The 19,183-nt window shown below is 69.1% G+C and carries 19 protein-coding genes; 11 read left to right on the top strand and 8 right to left on the bottom strand.

The window, feature by feature from the left end; genetic code table 11:
* Positions 1 to 6 precede the first annotated feature (6 nt).
* Together ACFW01_RS01455 and ACFW01_RS01460 are read left to right on the top strand one after the other, a co-directional pair.
* Complete coding sequence (locus ACFW01_RS01455; protein ID WP_234958039.1) at positions 7 to 540, top strand: GNAT family N-acetyltransferase; 534 nt, start codon at positions 7 to 9, stop codon at positions 538 to 540.
* An 83-nt stretch (positions 541 to 623) separates the two neighbouring features.
* Positions 624 to 1,007: a PASTA domain-containing protein gene (locus ACFW01_RS01460; protein WP_384502063.1), complete on the top strand. Its 384-nt coding sequence runs from the start codon at positions 624 to 626 to the stop codon at positions 1,005 to 1,007.
* Here ACFW01_RS01460 and ACFW01_RS01465 read toward each other — a convergent pair.
* The 5 genes from ACFW01_RS01465 to ACFW01_RS01485 all read right to left on the bottom strand — a co-directional run bounded on the left by ACFW01_RS01465 (position 994) and on the right by ACFW01_RS01485 (position 7,512).
* Positions 994 to 1,689: a demethylmenaquinone methyltransferase gene (locus ACFW01_RS01465; RefSeq protein WP_234958041.1), complete on the bottom strand. Its 696-nt coding sequence runs from the start codon at positions 1,687 to 1,689 to the stop codon at positions 994 to 996. The two genes, ACFW01_RS01460 and ACFW01_RS01465, sit on opposite strands and share 14 nt — an antisense overlap.
* A 30-nt stretch (positions 1,690 to 1,719) precedes the next feature.
* A complete protein-coding gene (locus ACFW01_RS01470; RefSeq protein ID WP_234958042.1) occupies positions 1,720 to 2,322 on the bottom strand; it encodes a hypothetical protein in 603 nt (200 codons plus the stop codon).
* A 7-nt stretch (positions 2,323 to 2,329) separates the two neighbouring features.
* Complete coding sequence (gene mqnC / locus ACFW01_RS01475; protein WP_161329215.1) at positions 2,330 to 3,529, bottom strand: cyclic dehypoxanthinyl futalosine synthase; 1,200 nt, start codon at positions 3,527 to 3,529, stop codon at positions 2,330 to 2,332.
* Positions 3,530 to 3,607: 78 nt separating this feature from the next.
* Positions 3,608 to 4,465: a prepilin peptidase gene (locus tag ACFW01_RS01480; protein WP_384502066.1), complete on the bottom strand. Its 858-nt coding sequence runs from the start codon at positions 4,463 to 4,465 to the stop codon at positions 3,608 to 3,610.
* Between the two features lie 35 nt (positions 4,466 to 4,500).
* Complete coding sequence (locus ACFW01_RS01485; protein ID WP_234958043.1) at positions 4,501 to 7,512, bottom strand: BTAD domain-containing putative transcriptional regulator; 3,012 nt, start codon at positions 7,510 to 7,512, stop codon at positions 4,501 to 4,503.
* Positions 7,513 to 7,793: 281 nt separating this feature from the next.
* Here ACFW01_RS01485 and ACFW01_RS01490 point away from each other — a divergent pair, with 281 nt between their 5' ends.
* Both ACFW01_RS01490 and ACFW01_RS01495 read left to right on the top strand, forming a co-directional pair.
* Entirely contained in the window at positions 7,794 to 8,453 is a 660-nt protein-coding gene (locus ACFW01_RS01490; protein WP_384502068.1) for a hypothetical protein, read from the top strand.
* Positions 8,450 to 9,559, top strand: coding sequence for a hypothetical protein (locus tag ACFW01_RS01495; protein ID WP_384502070.1), 1,110 nt, complete (start codon positions 8,450 to 8,452; stop codon positions 9,557 to 9,559). The genes ACFW01_RS01490 and ACFW01_RS01495 overlap by 4 nt, the downstream gene beginning before the upstream one ends.
* Before the next feature lie 84 nt (positions 9,560 to 9,643).
* Here ACFW01_RS01495 and ACFW01_RS01500 read toward each other — a convergent pair whose 3' ends face one another.
* Both ACFW01_RS01500 and ACFW01_RS01505 read right to left on the bottom strand, forming a co-directional pair.
* A complete protein-coding gene (locus tag ACFW01_RS01500) occupies positions 9,644 to 10,546 on the bottom strand; it encodes a hypothetical protein (RefSeq protein WP_384502072.1) in 903 nt (300 codons plus the stop codon).
* A 33-nt stretch (positions 10,547 to 10,579) separates the two neighbouring features.
* Positions 10,580 to 11,005, bottom strand: coding sequence for an ATP-binding protein (locus ACFW01_RS01505; protein ID WP_384502074.1), 426 nt, complete (start codon positions 11,003 to 11,005; stop codon positions 10,580 to 10,582).
* A gap of 213 nt (positions 11,006 to 11,218) precedes the next feature.
* Between ACFW01_RS01505 and ACFW01_RS01510 the strand changes: the two genes are divergently transcribed.
* From ACFW01_RS01510 to ACFW01_RS01540, 7 genes are all read left to right on the top strand, one after another.
* Positions 11,219 to 12,070 carry a helix-turn-helix domain-containing protein gene (locus tag ACFW01_RS01510; RefSeq protein WP_384502076.1) on the top strand — a complete coding sequence of 284 codons (852 nt, stop codon included), beginning with the start codon at positions 11,219 to 11,221 and terminating at the stop codon, positions 12,068 to 12,070.
* A 10-nt stretch (positions 12,071 to 12,080) separates the two neighbouring features.
* The gene (locus tag ACFW01_RS01515) at positions 12,081 to 12,275 is read left to right on the top strand and encodes a DUF397 domain-containing protein (RefSeq protein ID WP_234958049.1); all 195 of its coding nucleotides are present in this window, start codon (positions 12,081 to 12,083) and stop codon (positions 12,273 to 12,275) included.
* 76 nt (positions 12,276 to 12,351) lie between these two features.
* A complete protein-coding gene (locus ACFW01_RS01520; protein ID WP_384502078.1) occupies positions 12,352 to 16,977 on the top strand; it encodes an RHS repeat-associated core domain-containing protein in 4,626 nt (1,541 codons plus the stop codon).
* Positions 16,967 to 17,467, top strand: coding sequence for an Imm50 family immunity protein (locus tag ACFW01_RS01525; RefSeq protein WP_234958051.1), 501 nt, complete (start codon positions 16,967 to 16,969; stop codon positions 17,465 to 17,467). The genes ACFW01_RS01520 and ACFW01_RS01525 overlap by 11 nt, the downstream gene beginning before the upstream one ends.
* Complete coding sequence (locus tag ACFW01_RS01530; RefSeq protein ID WP_384502081.1) at positions 17,454 to 17,858, top strand: Imm50 family immunity protein; 405 nt, start codon at positions 17,454 to 17,456, stop codon at positions 17,856 to 17,858. Before ACFW01_RS01525 ends, ACFW01_RS01530 begins: the two co-directional genes overlap by 14 nt.
* A gap of 143 nt (positions 17,859 to 18,001) precedes the next feature.
* Positions 18,002 to 18,523, top strand: a complete 522-nt coding sequence (locus ACFW01_RS01535; RefSeq protein WP_384502134.1) for a hypothetical protein — start codon at positions 18,002 to 18,004, stop codon at positions 18,521 to 18,523.
* A 25-nt stretch (positions 18,524 to 18,548) separates the two neighbouring features.
* Positions 18,549 to 18,881, top strand: coding sequence for a hypothetical protein (locus ACFW01_RS01540; protein ID WP_234958053.1), 333 nt, complete (start codon positions 18,549 to 18,551; stop codon positions 18,879 to 18,881).
* A gap of 12 nt (positions 18,882 to 18,893) precedes the next feature.
* Here ACFW01_RS01540 and ACFW01_RS01545 read toward each other — a convergent pair whose 3' ends face one another.
* Positions 18,894 to 19,154, bottom strand: a complete 261-nt coding sequence (locus ACFW01_RS01545) for a hypothetical protein (RefSeq protein ID WP_234958054.1) — start codon at positions 19,152 to 19,154, stop codon at positions 18,894 to 18,896.
* Positions 19,155 to 19,183 lie beyond the last annotated feature (29 nt).

The following is a 19,183-nucleotide window of genomic DNA, read 5'->3' on the forward strand; positions in this document are numbered from 1 at the left end:
TGCCCAGTGAACCGAGCTGTGCCCGTTGTACGGTTGCGCGTCCCCACCGACGAGGACGCCGTCGCCTGGCACCGGATCTTCGCCGACCCGGACGTCATGGAGTTCCACGGCGGCCGGGCGGCGGAACTGTCCGTCTACGAGGAGCTGACCGCGCGCCAGCGCCGGCACGACGCCGAGCACGGCTTCTGCCTGTGGACCATGGTGGACGAGTCCGGGCGGGTCATCGGCTTCACCGGCGCCCAGCCGTGGCCGGGCGACTGGGGTCCCAAGGGCGAGATCGAGATCGGCTGGCGGCTCGGGCGGGCGCACTGGGGCAAGGGGTACGTCACGGAAGCGGCCCGGCAGACGCTGGAGCGGGTGCGCGGGGCGGGCGTGGCGGAGGTGGTCGCGATGGTCAACGCGCGCAACGCCCGGTCCATCGCGGTCACGGAACGGCTGGGGATGCGGCTCGCCGAGGTCTTCACGATCCCCGGCTCCGAGAGGCAGGGCCACTGCTACCGCCTTCCCCTCCACAGACCCTCGGAGCGTGACGCAGTGTAATCGACTGTCACAGAAAGCCACTTGGTGCTTCCGGGCGGTGCGCGGCGGAGCTACGCTGCCGGGTACCGCTGGGGGTGACGTCCGTGCGCCTGGTACCCGAGAAACCCGATGTCCACGTACCGCGCCTGGTCGGCCTGATGGCCGTGGACGCGCGGGAGACGGCACGCGCGCGGGGCCTGTCCCTGTACGCGTCGGACCGGCCCGATGTGCGCCTCGCCGTCGTCGACCACGTCGTACGCCAGTTTCCGCAGCCCGGGGCGCGGGTGCCGCGGGAGTCGACGGTGTACGTGTGGTTCGACTTCGGGGAGGGCGAGGGCGGCGGGGGCATCCGCGAGCCGCGGGTGCCGCGGCCGCCGCCGGGCGGGCTCCGGCGGGAGCTGGCCGAGCCCGACGGTGCGCCGGGCGAACCGGGCGGAACACCGCCCGGCCCCGGGCGGCCCTGCTGCGCGGCCCTCAGCTCGCCTTGAAGCCCCGGTGCAGCGCCACCACGCCACCCGTCAGGTTCCGCCACGCCACCTTCGACCAGCCCGCCTCGCCCAGCCGCCGGGCGAGCGCCGGCTGGTCGGGCCAGGCGCGGATCGACTCGGCGAGGTAGACGTACGCGTCCGGGTTGGACGACACCGCGCGGGCCACCGGCGGCAGGGCGCGCATCAGGTACTCGGTGTAGACGGTCCGGAACGGCGTCCAGGTCGGGTGCGAGAACTCGCAGATGACGACCCGGCCGCCGGGCCGCGTCACCCGGTACATCTCGCGCAGCGCCGCGTCCGTGTCCTGCACGTTGCGCAGCCCGAAGGAGATGGTGACGGCGTCGAAGACGTCGTCGGCGAACGGCAGCCGCGTCGCGTCGCCCGCGGTGAACGGCAGCCACGCGTGCCGCTCCTTGCCCACCTGCAGCATGCCGAGGGAGAAGTCGCAGGGGACGACGTACGCGCCGGTGCGGGCGAAGGGCAGCGACGAGGTCGCCGTACCGGCCGCGAGGTCCAGGACCTTCTGCGCGGGGCGGGCGTCGACGGCGTCGGCGACCTCCTTGCGCCACGCCCGGTCCTGGCCGAGCGACAGCACGGCGTTCGTCAGGTCGTACCGTCGCGCGACGTGGTCGAACATCGAGGCGACTTCGTGCGGCTGCTTGTTCAGGCTGGCTCGGGTCACCGGGCCATTGTCGCAGGCGGCCCCGGCCGGCTACGCGCGCCGGTACACCAGACGGCCGCCCACGACGGTCGCCACGCACGTCGAGGCGCCCTCCCGCACGAGCGCGGCCCGGTCGGGCACGTCGAACACCGCGAACCGCGCGGGCTTCCCGGCGCCGAGGCCCGGCAGCAGCACGAGGGGCACCGGGGAGAAGGCGGCGGGCCCGGGCAGCGTGCCCGGGCGCCCCGCCAAGGCGAGTCCCGGCCTGCGCACCGCGTCCAGGGCCGCGCGCCCGCGCAGTTCACCGGCGACCGCGACCGTGCCGTGCGCCAGCATGCGCTGCACGCCACGGCGTGCACTGGCTCCCCGCGCGGACGGGGAGCTGTCGAGGAGGGCCCGCGCGTGCTCGCCGAACAGCGGCTCGGTGCCGAGCCGGTCCGCCTCGCGCGGGTCGGGGTGGTACGCCTGCTCCAGCAGTTCCGGACCGTACGGGTTGAGCAGGCCGGGCGTCAGGATGCCGGGCCACCGCCGCAGCCGCGCGCCCGGGTGGGCGGCGGCCAGCTCCTCGTACGGGCCGACGGCGGCGAGCTGCGCGCCGTCGACCAGGACGGCCACCTCGGGCGAGGCCTCGGCGACGTGGATCGTCGTGGGCACGGTGACCTCAGTTGGGCGCGAGCAGCTTCAGTTCGGGGTGGGCGGTGCCGCCCTCGATGGCCGTGGACGAGATGTGGGAGACCACGCGCTCGTCGACGGGGTCGTCGGCCGGGTCGTCGTGCACGACCAGGTGCTCGTAGGTCGTGGCGCGCTGCGCCGGGACGCGTCCGGCCTTGCGGATCAGGTCGATGATCTCCAGCCGGTTGGAGCGGTGCTTGGCGCCGGCCGACGACACCACGTTCTCCTCCAGCATGATCGACCCGAGGTCGTCGGCGCCGTAGTGCAGGGAGAGCTGGCCGACCTCCTTGCCGGTGGTCAGCCAGGAGCCCTGGATGTGGGCGACGTTGTCCATGAAGAGGCGGGCGATGGCGATCATCCGCAGGTACTCGAAGAGCGTGGCCTGGGTGCGGCCCTTCAAGTGGTTGTTCTCGGGCTGGTAGGTGTACGGGATGAAGGCGCGGAAGCCGCCGGTGCGGTCCTGGACGTCCCGGATCATGCGCAGGTGCTCGATGCGCTCGGCGTTGGTCTCGCCGGTGCCCATCAGCATCGTGGACGTCGACTCCACGCCGAGGCCGTGCGCGATCTCCATGATCTCGAGCCAGCGCTCGCCGGACTCCTTGAGCGGCGCGATGGCCTTGCGGGGGCGCTCGGGGAGCAGTTCGGCACCGGCGCCGGCGAAGGAGTCCAGCCCGGCGGTGTGGATGCGCTGGATCGCCTCCTCCACGGAGACCTTCGAGATCCGCGCCATGTGCTCGACCTCGCTCGCCCCCAGGCTGTGGATGACGAGCTGCGGGAACTCCGCCTTGATGGCCGCGAAGTGCTTCTCGTAGTACTCCACGCCGTAGTCCGGGTGGTGGCCGCCCTGGAACATGATCTGCGTGCCGCCCAGCTCGACGGTCTCCGCGCAGCGGCGCAGGATGTCGTCGAGGTCGCGGCTCCAGCCCTTCTTGGTGTCCTTGGGGGCCGCGTAGAAGGCGCAGAACTTGCACGCCGTGACGCACACGTTCGTGTAGTTGATGTTGCGCTCGATGATGTACGTCGCGATGTGCTCCGTACCCGCGTACCTGCGCCTGCGTACGGCGTCGGCGGCGGCGCCCAGCGCGTGCAGCGGGGCGTCGCGGTAGAGGTCGAGCGCCTCTTCGGGGGTGATCCGCCCACCGGCGGCGGCGCGGTCGAGGATGGGCTGAAGGTCGGCCTTCTCGGTCACCGGCGTCCCTTTCGCAAGGTTCGTAAGGGTTGTGGACGGACGCGACCAGCGTACGCTAGGGAGTTCGGGCGCCCGCGCTCAGGCCGCGTAGGCCCCGGCCAGTACGCCGAGGAACGCGCCCGCGATCAGGAACGGGCCGAACGGGATGGCCGTCTTGCGGCCCGCGCGGCGTGCGACGAGGAGGGCGCCGCCGTAGAACGCGCCGAGCAGGAACCCGGCGAAGGTGCCCAGCATCAGCGTGGGCCAGCCGTACCAGCCGAGGACGGCACCCGCGGTGAGGGCCAGCTTCACGTCGCCGAAGCCCATGCCGGCCGGGTTGATGAGGAACAGGACGAGGTAGCCGGCGCCGAGGGCGAGGGCACCCAGCAGAGCGGTCGTCCACTCCCCCGCGTGCTCGGGCACGAGCGCGGTGAGGCCCAGGAGGGCGACGGCGGCGCCGGCCAGCGGCAGGGTGAGGGGGTCGGGCAGCCGCCGTACCTTCAGGTCGACGGCGGCGAGCAGGACGCCCACGGGCGCGAGCAGCAGCCAGACGGCCAGCTCGGGCCGGGTGCCGGTGGCGGCGGCGAGGACGGCGCAGACGAGCGCGGTGACGAGGGCGAGGGACGCGGCGCGGGGGCCGTAGGAAGGCTCGCCGGCCTCCCGGGAGCCGTCGACCACCTCGCTGGCCTCCCGGGAGCCGTCGACCACCTCGCCGGCCTCCCGAGAGCCGTCGACCACCTCGCCGGCCTCCCGAGAGCCGAAGGGCGTCTCCTCGCCCGCGCACTGCCCGCACCGGGCCCGTCCCAGCCAGCCGCGCACCGGATGCCCCTGGGGACACCGCTCGCGCCACGCCTCCCCCGACGGAGCGGAGAAGCGGTAGGCGGCCCGGGGCAGCAGCGCGCCGGTCGCCGCGCCCCAGAGCGCGGCGACGAGGACGGCCAGGAGGCCGAGGTCCATGCCGATGTCCATCCCGACCACGCCGGTCGCCCGGATCAGCCCGCTGCCGCGACGCCGTCGCGCCAGGTCGGCAGCAGTTCGTCGAGCAGCGCCTCGGTGCGCGGCGGCAGACCGCGCGCCCCGCTGCGGCCGATGAGGTCGGCGGCGAGGGCGCGCAGGCGGTCGGCGTCCTCGGTGGCGTGCGTGGCGCGAAGCAACTCGTGCCACAGGCGCTCGTCGGCCGGGGCGGTGCGCAGCGCGGCGTTCAGCGCCTCGATGGCCTTCTCCGCGCGGCCGCGCTCCAGGTGGAACTCGGAGAGCGCGAGCCCGGTGTCCGCGACCAGCAGCGGCAGCTGGGCGTCGATGATCTCGTGGGTCAGCCAGCGGTAACGGCCCTCGGGACGGTCGGCGAGCAGCGGCCCGCGCACCAGCACCAGCGCGTCGGTGAGCAGCCGGCCGCGCACCTGGCGGCTGTCGACACCGCGGCCCTGCGTGGCCTCGTAGTAGAGGGAGCGCAGGACGTCGAGGTCGGAGACGACGGACTTGGCGAGGGTGAGCCGCCCGGTGGCGTCGGTGCCGAGCCTGGGCGTGCCGTCGGGGTCGGTGCCCAGCCAGGCCCGCAGGCGCTCCAGGAGCGCGTCGCGCACGTCCTCCGTCACGCCGCGCGGCCAGAGCGCGGAGGCCAGCACGCGCGGGTGGACGCCCTCGCGGTGCAGCAGGAGCAGCGCCAGCGCCTCGTGGAGCTGGGCGCTGCGGTCGCCGTCGGGGGCGTCCAGGCCGATGATCTCGTACGACCCGACGAGGCGCGCGTACACCGCGGGCCGCCCCTGCTCGCTGATGTCGACGAGGAACGGCGGCGTGTTGGCCGGTCCACCGGGCCCGCGCTCGGGGTCGGCGTCGGTGAACAGCTCGACCACGGCCCGCTGCTGCGCGGCCGGCAGCAACTGCGCCTCCAGCTCGAGCCCGAGGAGCGGGGCGAGCAGCTTCCCGTCCCCGGTGATCTCCATCTCCCAGGCGGCGCCGGGCAGGTCGGTGCCCTCGGTGCCGACGAGGTAGCCGATGCCGAGGCGGCCTGCGTCGGCGGCGAGTTCGGCGAGCCGCAGGGCGTCCTCGTCGGACGGCTGCGCGGCGAGCAGGACGAGGTGGGGTGCCCAACGCGTGTGCTGGGCGGGCCCGGTACGGCCGGTGAGTACGGAGTCGTGCCCGGCGGCGCCGAGCGCGCCGCGCCGCTGCCGGGTCTCGGCGGACATGGTCTCGAAGAGGTCCTCGAAGCCGTCGAGGTGACGTATCCGGTTGGGTGCGAGCGGGGTGAGGTCGTCCCCGAACCCGACCAGCGTGATGGTCATACGGTCCGACCATCCGTTGGTGGCCAGTTCGGCGGCGACCGACGCGAACACGGCGGCCCGGTCGGCCTCGGCGCCGCTCAGCGAGACGAGGCCGGGCACGGCCTCCAGGTTGAGCAGCAGCCGGGAGTCGTCCATGGTGCCGAGGCTGACGAGGCCCGGGTACGGGGCCGCCGTCTCGGCGTCCTCGTACCGCTCGGCGTCGGCGCGGGCCAGCATCCAGAAGGTCTGGTCCTGCCCGACCTGCCAGGGCGTCGGCGGCTTCCCGGCCGGCTGGGCCAGTTGCAGGTGGAGGTCGCCGTTGCCGCCCATCCAGGCCGCGTAGACGACGGGCAGGGCACGCGACTCGGCGGCGAGCGAGGCGGCAAGCCCGCGCAGCGAACGGTCCAGCAGGCGTACGCCGTCGGGGTCGGCGCCGACCAGCAGCGCGTCCTGCGCGTCCTGGGCGTCGCCGGTCGGGGTGGGCGGCTCCATGCCGCGCCGTCCGCCGACCGCTCCGAGCGCCGAGTGCCACAGCGCCTGCCGGCGCCGGCGGCCGAGGGCGCCGAGCAGACCGGCGGCGAGCAGCGGGGCGGCGAGCAGGGCCTCGGGGAGCCCGAAGGAGCGCCCGGACTCCTCGGCGGCCGGGGTGGCGTGCTGCCCGCCGGTGGCGGGGCCGGGTGCGGGGGTCGCCGGGGTGACGGGCGTCGCGGGGGTGGGCGCGGGCCGCTGCTCGGGAAGGGAGACGTGGGCGTCCCCTCCCCCCTGGGCTCCGCCGCCTCCCTGGGCGTGGTCGCCACCCGTCTGTGCGTAGTCGCTGATTTGCTGCTGCACCTGCTCGGAGACGTTCGGCGCCTCGTCGGGCATCTCGACCAGCTCGCCGCCGCGGGCGTCGCCGGGCATCTCCATGATCCAGCCCGGCCGGATGAGGGACGCCTCGGACAGCTTGGACCCGTCGGGCTGCACGCGGTCCTTGTTGAGCTCGAAGATCTCCTTGTACCGGCGTCCGTCGCCGAGGTGCCGGTCGGCGACCTCCCAGAGGGAGTCGTGGTGACGCCCCTCGGGCGGCTGGATCCGGTAGTACTTCGTGTCGCCGCTCGCGGCCGACGCCCCGCCGTCGGCACGGGCCGCGGCCTGGCCCGCCTGTCCGGCCTGCTCGGCGAGGGCGTTCGCGGTGGAGGCGGCCTGCTCCTGCTGCTGGGCGAAGAGTCCCGGCGTCTGCTGGGCGGCGGCGACGGACGGCTTCTGGTTGCCCTCCAGGCTCTGGCCGAGCTGCGACAGCCCCGGTGTGAGGCTCGCCGCGGTGGCGCCGACGAGCAGCAGGGCGGCGACGAGCTGCCGGGCCAGCAGCTGACTGGGCCCGGATCCCGGCACCCGCCCCGGCACCCCTACACCGGAGAGCGCGGCCTTGACCTCGACCAGCACACAGGCGGTGAACTGGGCCCAGGCGAGCCAGACGATGACGGTGAGGATGCTCAGGAAGGTCTGCACGGTGATCTCGCGCTGGAGCCAGTCGAGGCCGGGCGCCCCGTTGGGCAGCGGCCAGCCGACCGCCACGGCCAGCGCGAGCGGCACCCCGACCACCAGCGCGAGGAGCACGACGAAGGCGAGGAACGCCTTGACGAAGTCCCCGAACGACCGCCGCCGCACGCGCACGGGCTGAGGCGTGCGGTTCCTCGGCGTCGCCGGGGCAGCCGAGGGAGCCGTCGAGCTGCTGGAGGAGCTTGAGGTGCGGCGTCGCGGCATGGGCGGAGTCCTGGGTCGTGGTCGTGGGCGGCGAAGCCCGCTGGGGCGTTTGGTATGAGGGGTGTGCTGAGCCTACAGAGATCTTATGGACTGCCACCGACAGCGTCGAAGGTGCGAGGGAAACGGAAGAGTCAACTTCCGCCCCCTATCACCCTTTCTGTCACCTTCCACCACCCAGCCCTTCACGCCCCCCACACAATCCCCCGAAACCGGTCAGGCCCCCTGCACCGCCCACTGATAGCTTCGTTCCCTGTCGCAACGCCTTACCCAGGGGGAACACCGTGGCCCGCAGAGCCGTCACCATGACCACCGCCGCCGCCTTCACCACGACGGCAGCCCTGCTCCTGACCGCGTGCGGCGGGGGCGAGGGGTCGTCGCCGGAGGACATCAAGGGGGCGGGGGGCGGAAGTCCTTCGGCTTCGGCGTCGGCGTCGGCCGGGGCGGATGTGAAGCGGCCGGATGTGAGCCTGCCCGAGGACCTGAAGCTGGTCTTCGACTTCGAGGAGCCGTCGGACGCGGGGGAGGCAGCGGCGCTTGAGGACGCGGCGAACTACATCCGGGCCCTGGACCACGGCATCGCGCAGCAGGACTCGAACGACCCCGCCTATCAGTTCTACTCGACCGGCGGCGCCGAGAAATACGCCAAGTCGCAGATCGAGGCATGGGTGAAGGACGGCTGGACGGTCACCGGCGAGGACCGTTACTTCAACGCCGCTTTCGAGTCCGTGGGGCAGGGCGAATCGACCCTCGTCACCTTCTGCCGTAATCAGGCGAAGTTCTACAGCAAGAAGGTCAAGACCGGGAAGGTCAACTACACCGAGGAGAACCTGGACAGCTATCAGAAGTTCAGTCTGCTGATGAGCCCGTCCGAGGCGTCGGCTGCCGTGTGGCAGGTACGACAGATCGAGGTCCAGGGACGAGTTGGGGAGTGCAAGGGATGACGACCCCCCGCCGCGTACTGCACTGGTCGTCCGCAGCACTGGCGATCGCCATGGTCGGAGGCCTGTCCCCCGCAGCACATGCCAACGGAACGCCCGGCAACACCACGACCCCTCCGGCCGACGAGAGCCCTGGGGGTGACCGCCAGGGCAGTACTCTGCTGGCCTCCGTCTCCCAGTCCCGTATCCAGGTCACCTATCCCGACGGCCGAACCGGCAGCGGCTCCATGGAGGACCTGACCTCGGTCGACCCCGACTGGGAACCGCCGGTCTGCTGGTACGAACCGGTGTTCACCCCGGAACAGCTGAAGTCGGCCGTCGCGAACCTGAAGAAGAACGGCGGCCTGGGCGCGGTGAACGCCCACGAGTTCTGGACCTCGGGAATCTTCGTGGACCACTACGAAGAGGGCGAGGAGCAGGACAACTTCGACGTCAACTCGTCCAAGAACACCATGGCCAAGGGCTACAAGGACTACAACACCGGCAAGGACGGGATGTTCTGGCGCAGTGTGGTCCGCAAGGGCCACGAACACGACACCAAGGCGTGGGACTGCGGCCGTGTCATGTTCTGGCAGGACGCCGGTACCATCCCGGACGACGAGCACGCGCCCACTCCCGAGACGCTCGCCGCCTACGCCTACGACCAGATCGACGTGCCCAAGACCGAGGTCGAGCTGAAGCCCCAGACGAAGTCCACGGTCAACCTCCCCACCTGGGTCTGGCTGGACAAGGGCACCTTCAAGGACGTCAAGGTCCGCGCCGAGCTGCCGAACACCGGCCTGTGGGCGGAGACGACCGCCAGGCCCGTCGCCCTCCACCTGGAGCCCGGCACGGAGGACGCCGAGACCTTCCCCGCCTCCGGCGACTGCGAGATCAACGCCGACGGCTCCATCGGTACGCCGTACGCGAAGGGCAAGGCCGACGAGACCCCGCCCTGCGGCATCCGCTACCTCCGCGCCTCGGACGGCGAGCCGTACCCGCTCAAGGCGTCGATCACCTGGGACATCTCCTGGCAGGGCACCGGCGGTGCGGCGGGCGACCTGCCGGACGGCACCTTCGAGACCACCCAGGACATGGACGTCCAGGAGATCCAGTCCATCAACCGCTGAAGACGTCCTCGGCCCGCTCGACCGTCAGCGCACGCCGCGCCCAGACTTCGAGCTGGTCGAGGTCATAGCGGGTCGAGCTGGGCATCAGGCCCGCCCTTCGCTGAACAGCTCCTCCGCGCGAGTGACGTGGACGGCCCGCTGGGACCAGACCTTGAGCTGATTCAGGTCCGTGCAGGCGAGCACACGCTCCCGCACGGCGCCGGACACGGGGATGCCCCGCCACTCCAGAATCTCCAGCGTGATCTCGGAACGGTCCTCGGCCCGCCCTTCCTCACGACCCTCCACCCGGCCTTCCTCACGGACCTTCTCGGCCACCGGGTTGTTGAAGAAGTAGCGGATCTCCGACATCAGGTCCCTCCAGAGGTCCTTGGCCCGGGGATCGCCCAGGCACGATTCGATGAGCTGTCCGAACACCGCCGCGCTCTCGCCGTCGACGGTCCGCAGGGCGAAAGCCAACGGTTCCAGTATGGCGGCGGCCCGTGGGCCCCGCCCGTGCGTCATGGCCGACAGCACGGCAAGCGGAACGTCCCTCTCGGCATCCCGCTCACTCGCGATCACCGGCACGTTGTCCGGACCGATCACCAACGGCCGCACCGTCAGCGAGTCCCAGCCGGGCAGCCCGCGCCGGATGGGCTGCGCCGCCCAGCGCGCGGTCGCGCTGCTCTGCGTGATCACGACGAGCACGGGTTCACAGCGGTACTTCGCGTACAGATACGAGAGGTAGTACGGCCAACTGCTCCGCTTCTCCTCGTCCTTCTTCCCCTGCGCCTCGATGACGAGCAGGTACGCCCCGTCATCCGTCTCCACTCGCATCAGTGTGTCCACCCGCCGTTCGACGGGCTCGATCTCCGTGACGTCGGTGTTCAGCACCGCGAAGTCACGCGGTTCGGGGAACGGAACACGCAGGACGTTCTGGAACGCCCGCGTGAGCAGTGCCGGATCCTTCTGGAAGACCCAGTGCAACGCCTCGTGCGACGAGCTGACCATCGGCCCTCCTTCCTGTACTACGCGATCAACGCGCTACGCCGCGACGAGGTCACACCACACGTACTTGCCCCGGTTTCCGTCCCTGGCCAGCGGCTGCCACCCCCACAGGTCGTCGCACGCCCGCACGAGCGCGAGCCCGCGCCCTTCCTCCGCGTCCGCGAGCGCCTCGAAGGCCGTCGGCGGCTCGGGCGGTCCCGGGTCGGCGTCCCACGCCCCGATCCGCAGCACGCCGGCCACCCATCGCACACGCAGCGCGGCGGGGCCCGTGGTGTGCCGTACGGCGTTGGAGACCAGCTCGGTGGCGAGCAGTTCGGCGGTGTCCACGAGGCGGATGAGGCCGTGCATGGTGAGGATCAGACGAAGGGTGCGGCGGCAGACGGTGACGGCACGTAGGTCGTTCGGGATGTACAGGGTGTACTCCCAGGGGGTGGCCGGGTCGACGGGATCGGTTGTGGGCATGGCTGAACTCCGCTCTACACGAGGGACGGTGACCGGTGGCACCGCCGCAGCCGTCACCACCAGGACGGTGCGGTGCACTTCCAGCCGTGGACAGCACAGCGTGTGCGTCGCATCACTGAAGGTAGAGCAAAAATTTTTCCCCATGCAAGCCATTGCCCTAATCTGACCCCGTAAGCGGTACAGCGATGGGCAAGTTGAGGTCCGGAGGGGCACGTGGCGCCAAGGAACCGACCGACGGCGCGCCAGGTACGTCTTGGCACCGAGCTGCGCAGGCTGCGGGAGGCGGCCGGCCTCAAGGCTCGCGAGGTGGCGGGGCTGCTCAGCTCAACCTCAGCGCAAATGAGCCAAGTCGAGGCCGGGTTCGCCGGTGCGAGCGAGGAGCGCGTGCGCCGGCTGGCGGCTCACTACGCCTGCGCGGAGGACGCCCTCGTCGAGGCTTTGGTGACGATGGCCACGGGCCGCTCCACCGGCTGGTGGGACGACTTCCGAGGTGTCCTACCCCCGGTCTTCCTGGACGTCGCCGAGCTGGAACACCACGCGACCTTCCTGCACGAGGTCGTGATCACGCACGTACCCGGCCTCCTTCAGACCCCGGATTACGCCCGCGCCGTCTTCGGCTACATGGTTCCGGAGCTGCCCGACAGCGAACTGACGCCCCGGGTGGAACACCGCATGGGACGCCGTGCGGTGATCGACCGCCACCCGCCCGTTCCATACGAGACCATCGTCCACGAGGCCGCACTGCGCATCCGCGTGGGCGACCGCGCGGTGTCCCGCGCCCAGCTCCGAAGGGTCCTGGACGAGTCGGAGAAGGACCACATCACCGTGCGCGTGGTTCCGTTCGACACCGACCACTTCGCAGGCGCCAGCGCCGCCATGATGCACGTGGGCGGTCCACTCCCCCTCCTGGACACCGTCCTGCGCGACTCCCCCAGCGGCACGGCCTTCCTGGACGCCCAATCCCAACTGGAGCGCTTCCGAACTCTCTTTCGTAAAGTGGGCGAAGCAGCGCTCGACCCCACCCGAACTCGGGACTTCATCCACAAGCTGGCGAAGGAACTGTGAGGCACAGCACATGACCGGACCCATCAACTGGCGGAAGTCCTCGTACTCCGAGGGCGGCGACGGCAACACCTGCGTGGAGATCGCCCCACTACGCAGCCGCCGCGTGGCGATACGCGACTCGAAGAACCCCGCCCACGGCACCCTGACCGTCCCGTTCGCATCCTTCACCGCACTCGTGCGGAGCCTCAAGACGCCGGCCACCTAACCCCCGACAACACGTGCGCTAAGTTCATACGTGCGTTCTGAACGCAACGCATCGCTGGTGTACGGGGGAGAACACGGTGTCGCACAGGCCCACGGACTGGCACGTACTCGACCTGGAGAGCGACCCGACGCCGGGCGATCCGCAACGCATACGCAAACTCGCCGGCACCCTGCACGACTTCGCCGACGACGTGGGCGACGTACTGCGCGATCTCAAGGGCATCGCCAAGGAGGAGGAGATCCTCTCCTGGGCAGGCAAGACCGCGGCCGTGTTCGTGGAGGAGTTCGCGGACGCCCCGAAGAAGCTGCGCAAGCTGAAGAAGTCGTACAACTTGGCGGGCGACGCGCTGACGACGTTCTGGCCCGACCTCCAGGACGCCCAGGACAAGGCCGACAAGGCACTGCGCGACGGCCGCAAGGCACGCGAGGAACTCACCACCGCCCAGACCGCGCTGACCGGCGCGGACGACTGGGTCCGCAGGGCGACCGAGAAGACCGACTCGTACGACCCCGCCAAGAACGGCGGCAAGGACGTCCCCAAGCCGGACGAGGCCGACGTCCGCCGCGCGACCCGGGACGCCCAGCACGCGAAGGCCCGCCAAGCGGCGGCCGAGCGGAACGTCGAGAGTGCCCAGAACGCCCTCGACGCGGCCAAGAAGCTCGCCGGTCAGGCCAAGGGCCTGCGCGAGGAGGCCGCCCGCCGCACGGTGACCAAACTCCAGGAAGCCTCCGACGCCGGCATCCCCAACCGGCACTGGTGGGAGGAGATCGGCGACTGGGTCGCCGACAACTGGGACGAGATCGTCACCATCTGCAAGTGGGTCGTGACGATCGTCGGCATCATCGTGATGATCGTCGGCGGACCGCTGGGGTGGCTGGTCTTCGCGGCGGCGCTCGTCGTGATGGCCGACACGATACGAAAAGTCATCAAGGGCGAGGCCGGGTGGGGTGATCTCCTATGGGCAGCCCTGGACTGCATACCCGCCACGAAGGGCTTCACCAGCCTTGCCAAGCTCGGACAACTGTGGAAAGCGGGAGGGCTGAAGGCGCTGGGCGCCGGAGCAATGAGCGGCATCGGCGGAGGTCTCAAGAATCTCGCAAACGGTGTCCGCGACCTGAAGAATGTCGGCAACAGAGTCCGGGGTGTGAAGGACTGGGTGAAGGGGCTGGGTCGAAAGAGCGTCAAGGACTCTCCTACAGGCACCAGCCGCCCCAAAGACAGCGTCTGCTCCAATGGCACTGACCCCATTGACCTGGCCACCGGTCGAATGTACCTGCCCCAAGCGGACGTGGTACTGCCGGGCGTGCTCCCCCTCGTGTTTCGACGCCGCGTCGAGTCCGGATATCGCCTGGGGCGCTGGTTCGGCCCGTCCTGGTCCTCAACCATCGACCAGCGACTCGAATTCGATGCCGAAGGTGTCGTGTTCATCCACGAAGAAGGCCTGGTCCTCGCCTACCCGATGCCAGGAATCGGAGCATCCGTCCTGCCGGCTCGTGGTCCACAATGGCCGCTCACGCAACACGACGCCACCACCTACACGATCAGCGACCCCAAGACAGGACAGAACCGGCACTTCATCCGCCATGAAGAAGCCGCTCTGCTGCATGAACTGGAAGATCGCAACGGCAATCGCATCACCTTCACCTTCGACGTAGCGGGCGCACCGACTTCGATCACGCACAGCGGTGGATACCAGCTGAAGGTCACTACGGCCGACGAGCGGATCACGGCTCTGCGTCTGGTTGGTGCCGGAACAGAAGGCAGCGATCAGGAGCTGCTCCGCTACGGGTACTCACGCGGCCATCTGACCGCGGTCACCAACTCTTCGGGACGCCCGCTCCGCTTCACGTACGACGCTTCAGGACGAGTCACTTCCTGGAGCGACACAAACGACCGCAGCTACTTCTACTCCTACGACGAAGAACACCGCTGCGTCAGCGAAGGAAGTCCGGATGGCCATCTCGCACTCCGCCTGACCTACGACGGCATCGACGAAGCCACAGGTCATCGGGTCACCACCGCAACCACGGGAGAGGGCCACACGCGTCGGTACCTGGTCAACCGGGCGCATCAGGTCGTCGCCGAGATCGATCCACTGGGCGGCGTCACGCGATACGAACGCGATCGCAACCATCGCCTGCTGTCGAGGACCGACCCCCTCGGCCACGCGACCCGCTTCGCGTATGACGCGGACGGAAACCTCAATGCCATCACCCAGCCGGACGGACATCAGCTCACCGCGGTCTACAACGAGCTGGGACAGCCGACACAGGTGACCAACCCCGACGGCGGCACGTGGCATCAGACGTATGACGACCGGGGCAACCGCACCACTGTGACAACACCGAGCGGAGCCGTCTCCCGCTTCACCTATGACGCCGCCGGCCACCTGTCGTCAGCGACCAACGCACTCGGTCACACCACGACGTTTCGATCGAACTCCGCCGGGCTCCCCTTGACGGTCACTTCCCCGTCGGGCCACAGCACCCGCTATGAACGGAACGCCTTCGGGCGTGTCGTCGAGATCACGGACCCCCTCGAATCGGTCACTCAGTTGCAGTGGAGCGTGGAGGGCCAATTGGTCCGGCGCACCTCAGCCGACAGTACGACGGAATCGTGGACGTACGACGGTGAGGGCAACTGCACCGGCTACACGGATGCCACGGGAGCCGTCACCACTTTCGAGTACACGCATTTCGATCAGCTGGCCGCTCGCACAGGCCCGGACGGAGTGCGCTACGCGTTCTCCCACGATGCCGAGATGCGGCTCACGCGTGTCACCAATCCCCTGGGTGATGTCTGGAGCTATCAGTACGACGCTGCAGGACGCCTCACTACCGAGAGCGACTTCGACGGCCGCACTCTCTCCTACACCCACGATGCCGCCGGACGACTGAGCAGCCGAACGAACGCGCTGGGGCAAGTCGTGCGCTATGAGCGCAACTCCCTGGGCCAGATGACCAGAAAGGACGCGGACGGAAGCATCACCACTTTCGAGTACGCGGCCTCCGGTGATCTGGTACATGCCATCGGTCCGGACGCGGCCATCTCAGTGGACATCGACGAGGAGGGCCTGCGCCAATCCGAGACGGTCAACGACCGCACCATCGTCTACGCGTACGACGCGGTAGGCCGCCGAGTCCGCCGCAGCACTCCGACAGGCGCCACCAGTACATGGTCCTACGACGCGTCGGGCCGGCCGGTCGACCGGATCGCGTCCGGGCAGGGGGTCACATATGAGCGTGACCCCATCGGCAGGGAGATCGTGCGCCGAGTGGGCGACAACGTCACCCTGACGAGCGCCTTCGACTCCATGGGCCGGCTGACCCGGCAGGACCTGTTGGGCTCGGACTCCTCGGTCCTCCGAGGCCGAGCTTTCACATACCGCGAAGACGGCCTCCTCACCGGCATCGACGACGAGACGGGTGACACGCGCCGTTTCGATCTGGATGTCGTTGGCCGCGTGACGTCTGTCCGCGCGCGAGGGTGGACGGAGACGTACGCCTACGACGAGGCCGGCAACCAGACGGAGGCCTCGTGGCCCAGCACGCACACGGGGTACGAGGCGACCGGGGTGCGCGCGTATGGCGGCACCCGTATCCGGCGTGCGGGGCGGGTTCGCTACCAACACGATGCCCAGGGCCGTGTCATCAAACGATGGAAGCGCCACCTGTCGGGCACATCCGAGACTTGGAAGTACACCTGGGACGCCGAGGACCGCCTCACGGCCGTGACGCAGCCCGACGGCACCCGATGGCACTATCAGTACGACCCACTCGGCCGCCGCACGGCCAAGCAGCGTCTCGCCGCCGACAGCGAGTCCGTGGTGCAGCAGATCGTCTTCACGTGGGACGGCCACACCCTGTGCGAGCAGGTGTCATCGGCACAGGACCAGAGCCACCTCGTGATTCTCACCTGGGATCACGACGGCCAACGCCCCATCACACAGGCAGAGCGCGTCCTCACCGCTTCCTCGGAAACCCCGCACTCCTCTGGTCCGACGCAAGAAACCGTCGACGAGCGCTTCTTCGCGATAGTCACCGATCTGGTGGGCATGCCGACCGAGCTGGTCGACCAAGAGGGAGCCATCGTCGGGCACGCACGCTCGACACTTTGGGGCACCACCACCTGGAACCACGGCGGGACGGCCCACACTCCACTCCGCTTTCCCGGCCAGTACTACGACGAGGAATCGGGCCTCCATCACAATTACTTCCGGACCTACGACCCCGAGACCGCCCGGTATCTGACCCCCGACCCCTTGGGGCTCGCCCCAGCTCCGAACCCTGTCAGCTACGTTCACAACCCTCACATCTGGACCGACCCACTGGGCCTCACGCCGGGTTGCGGGGAACCGGTAGGACGCTCCCTCGACGAGGCGAAGGCACAAGCTCTGAGCGATGCCGGAATTCCTCACGGTGCGGAACCACTTGAAGTGAGTACGCACGTACCGGCAACAACCCCGGAGTGGCAAGGGTCCAAACAGTTGATGACAGATGACTACAAGCCGATCACTTACCGGGAAGAAGTCTACGAGCATCCCAATGGTCAGGATCTCGTGGTATTCCAGGATCACTGGTTCGGCCATCAGAAGCCTGGCGAACCCGGCTACCAAGGACCGCACGTCCATGTGCGCCCCTTCGAGGACACCAGAAATGGCCAGATTCCGGGATGCGAGGAACACTACTACTATGACCGTTGACACCTTCCTCACGAATACCGAGAAGATCCTGCAGCTATACGGAAAGGTTCCAGAAGTACGCGAGACCAGGCTACGGTCGATCAACCTGAACTGGCGTGGACCCACCGTAACTCTGCGAATCGACCTTCCGGGATTCCCCCAGAACGCACCTCAAGAATGGACCGATGCCGGACTGGACGCTGTCCAGTGCCAGCTTCAATTCCTTGCGGTACAAAACTTGTCCCTCCTTAGCTGGGAACCACCGACCACCACGATCATCGAAGCTGAAAACCTGACAGAACACCATCGAATTCGAGTTCGCGCTCAGGGAGATGGGATGGAAGCTTCATTCACCTGCAGCGACTCCGTACTTGTCGGCCATTTGAGCGCCTACCGCATCCAAGCTGACGGCTCGGACAGCGGGCCTCATCTGTACGTGAGTAAGATCGACGCCCGCCGTCACACATCACTCCCCCGAACTGACGAGAAGACTTTCTATGAGCGTCTCTGACTGGCACCGCTTCCTCGACGACCGCGGCGAGCTGGGTGACTTGTACGACAGCCTTCCCGCACTGGATCTTTGCGACCTCTTCTACGTTCACTTTGATGAACGCGACATCTCTGCGACCCTGGGCTTCACCACGAGCGTGCCACCCTCCAATATGCCCTCGGAGTGGATTGAGAAAGAATTCAACACCACTGAGTTCTACCTGGTTTGCTCCAATATGACCGAAACAAGAGTCTCCGGCTGGGGATCTGTTCAGGCGAAGCAGGTGAAACTAGCTGCGGATGACAGGGGCGTCCGCGTCACGATCGGAACTCCGGGAGCAGGAATCGATTTCCGGGCGTCAGCTCTGTCCGTAACCAAAACACGCGCTTACAAGGCGACGAGTTCTCTCTGATTCACCAGCAGCCGTCCAGCCCACGCGACCCGATGGAGCCAGCACCCGTGGACGTCACCCCTGTCGGAGTTTCCCTGTCCGTTCCCGAATCGTGGTGGGAGTTCGACATCCGGCCCGAAGGGCGAGAGGCGACGATCCGCACGCTGGTGGACGAACGCGTCCGGGAGACGCCGGAACTGGCGCCGTATCGCGCCGAGGCGAGCGCCATGCTGCGGAAGATGGCGAAAGAGGCCCACGACTCCGGCGCGGTCTACCTGGGCTGCATGGCCGAGAACTTCGACGGCGTCCCGCTCTCCGCGACCGTCACCGTGTCCATCCTCGGTGCGAAGAACCAGCAGGGTGTGGCCCTCTCCACCGACCCCCGCGCCATCGCCGAAAGCCTGCGCACCATCACCCCCCGCCGCGAGGGTGACGCCTGGCGCAAGGTGACGACCGTCGAGATTCCGGACGTGGGTCCGGCGGCCCGGACGTACGGTGTCGAGGACGTGCCCGTGGCGCAGGGCGACAGTCGTACCCTGCCTATGGTGCTGACGCAGACGTACATCCCGGTGCCGGGAACCACCGACCAGGTCGTCCTCGTCTCCGGAGCCAGCCCGGTGCTGGATCTCGCCGAGGCGTTCCACGACGTCTTCGACGCTGTGACCGGCACGTTCCGGTTCGTCTGACCCGACCGCAGAGGGGACTTCGCGCATGGCCAAGAGTGACCTCGCACTGCCGTTGACCGAGCTGGAGGACTACGGGCGCCGACTGCGGTCGCTCAAGACGCGGCTCAACCACACCAAGAGGCTCTTCGAGTCGTACAAGGACGACATCGGCGACGGCAGCGTCAACGACGCCCTCGGGGACTTCGAGTCCAACTGGGAGGACGGCCGTGAGGACATCACCCAGCAGCTCGACGCGCTGGGCGACATGTCGGACGCGGTGGTCCGCGAGTTCAAGAAGCTCGATGACGAGCTGACCAAGCAGGTCAACAAGGCCGTGAAGACGGAGGACAAGCGGGGCGGGAAGGGCGGCGGCAAGTAGGCCGCCGGGGCGTCACATGTGGAGGGTCCGGGCGATGGCGTCCACGACGGCCTCCAGCGGTTCGTCCAGCACTGGTTCCGTCCAGGACGCCAGCAGGGTGACGGCGGCGTCCGTCGTCGGCGGGCGGACTCCGTAGAACAGGGTGCGGACCACGGGGCGTGGTCCGAGGAGGCGCTTCTTCTCCTCGATCAGGTTCTGCCGGATGCGGACCGCGTCGCCCAGCGGCAGCCGGAGTTCGCGGACGTCCGGCTCGCCGAAGTCGCGCGCCGACATGTGCTCCGTGAGCAACCCGAGGGTGACCT

The organism is Streptomyces sp. NPDC058985 (assembly GCF_042740985.1).
GTDB lineage: Bacteria > Actinomycetota > Actinomycetes > Streptomycetales > Streptomycetaceae > Streptomyces.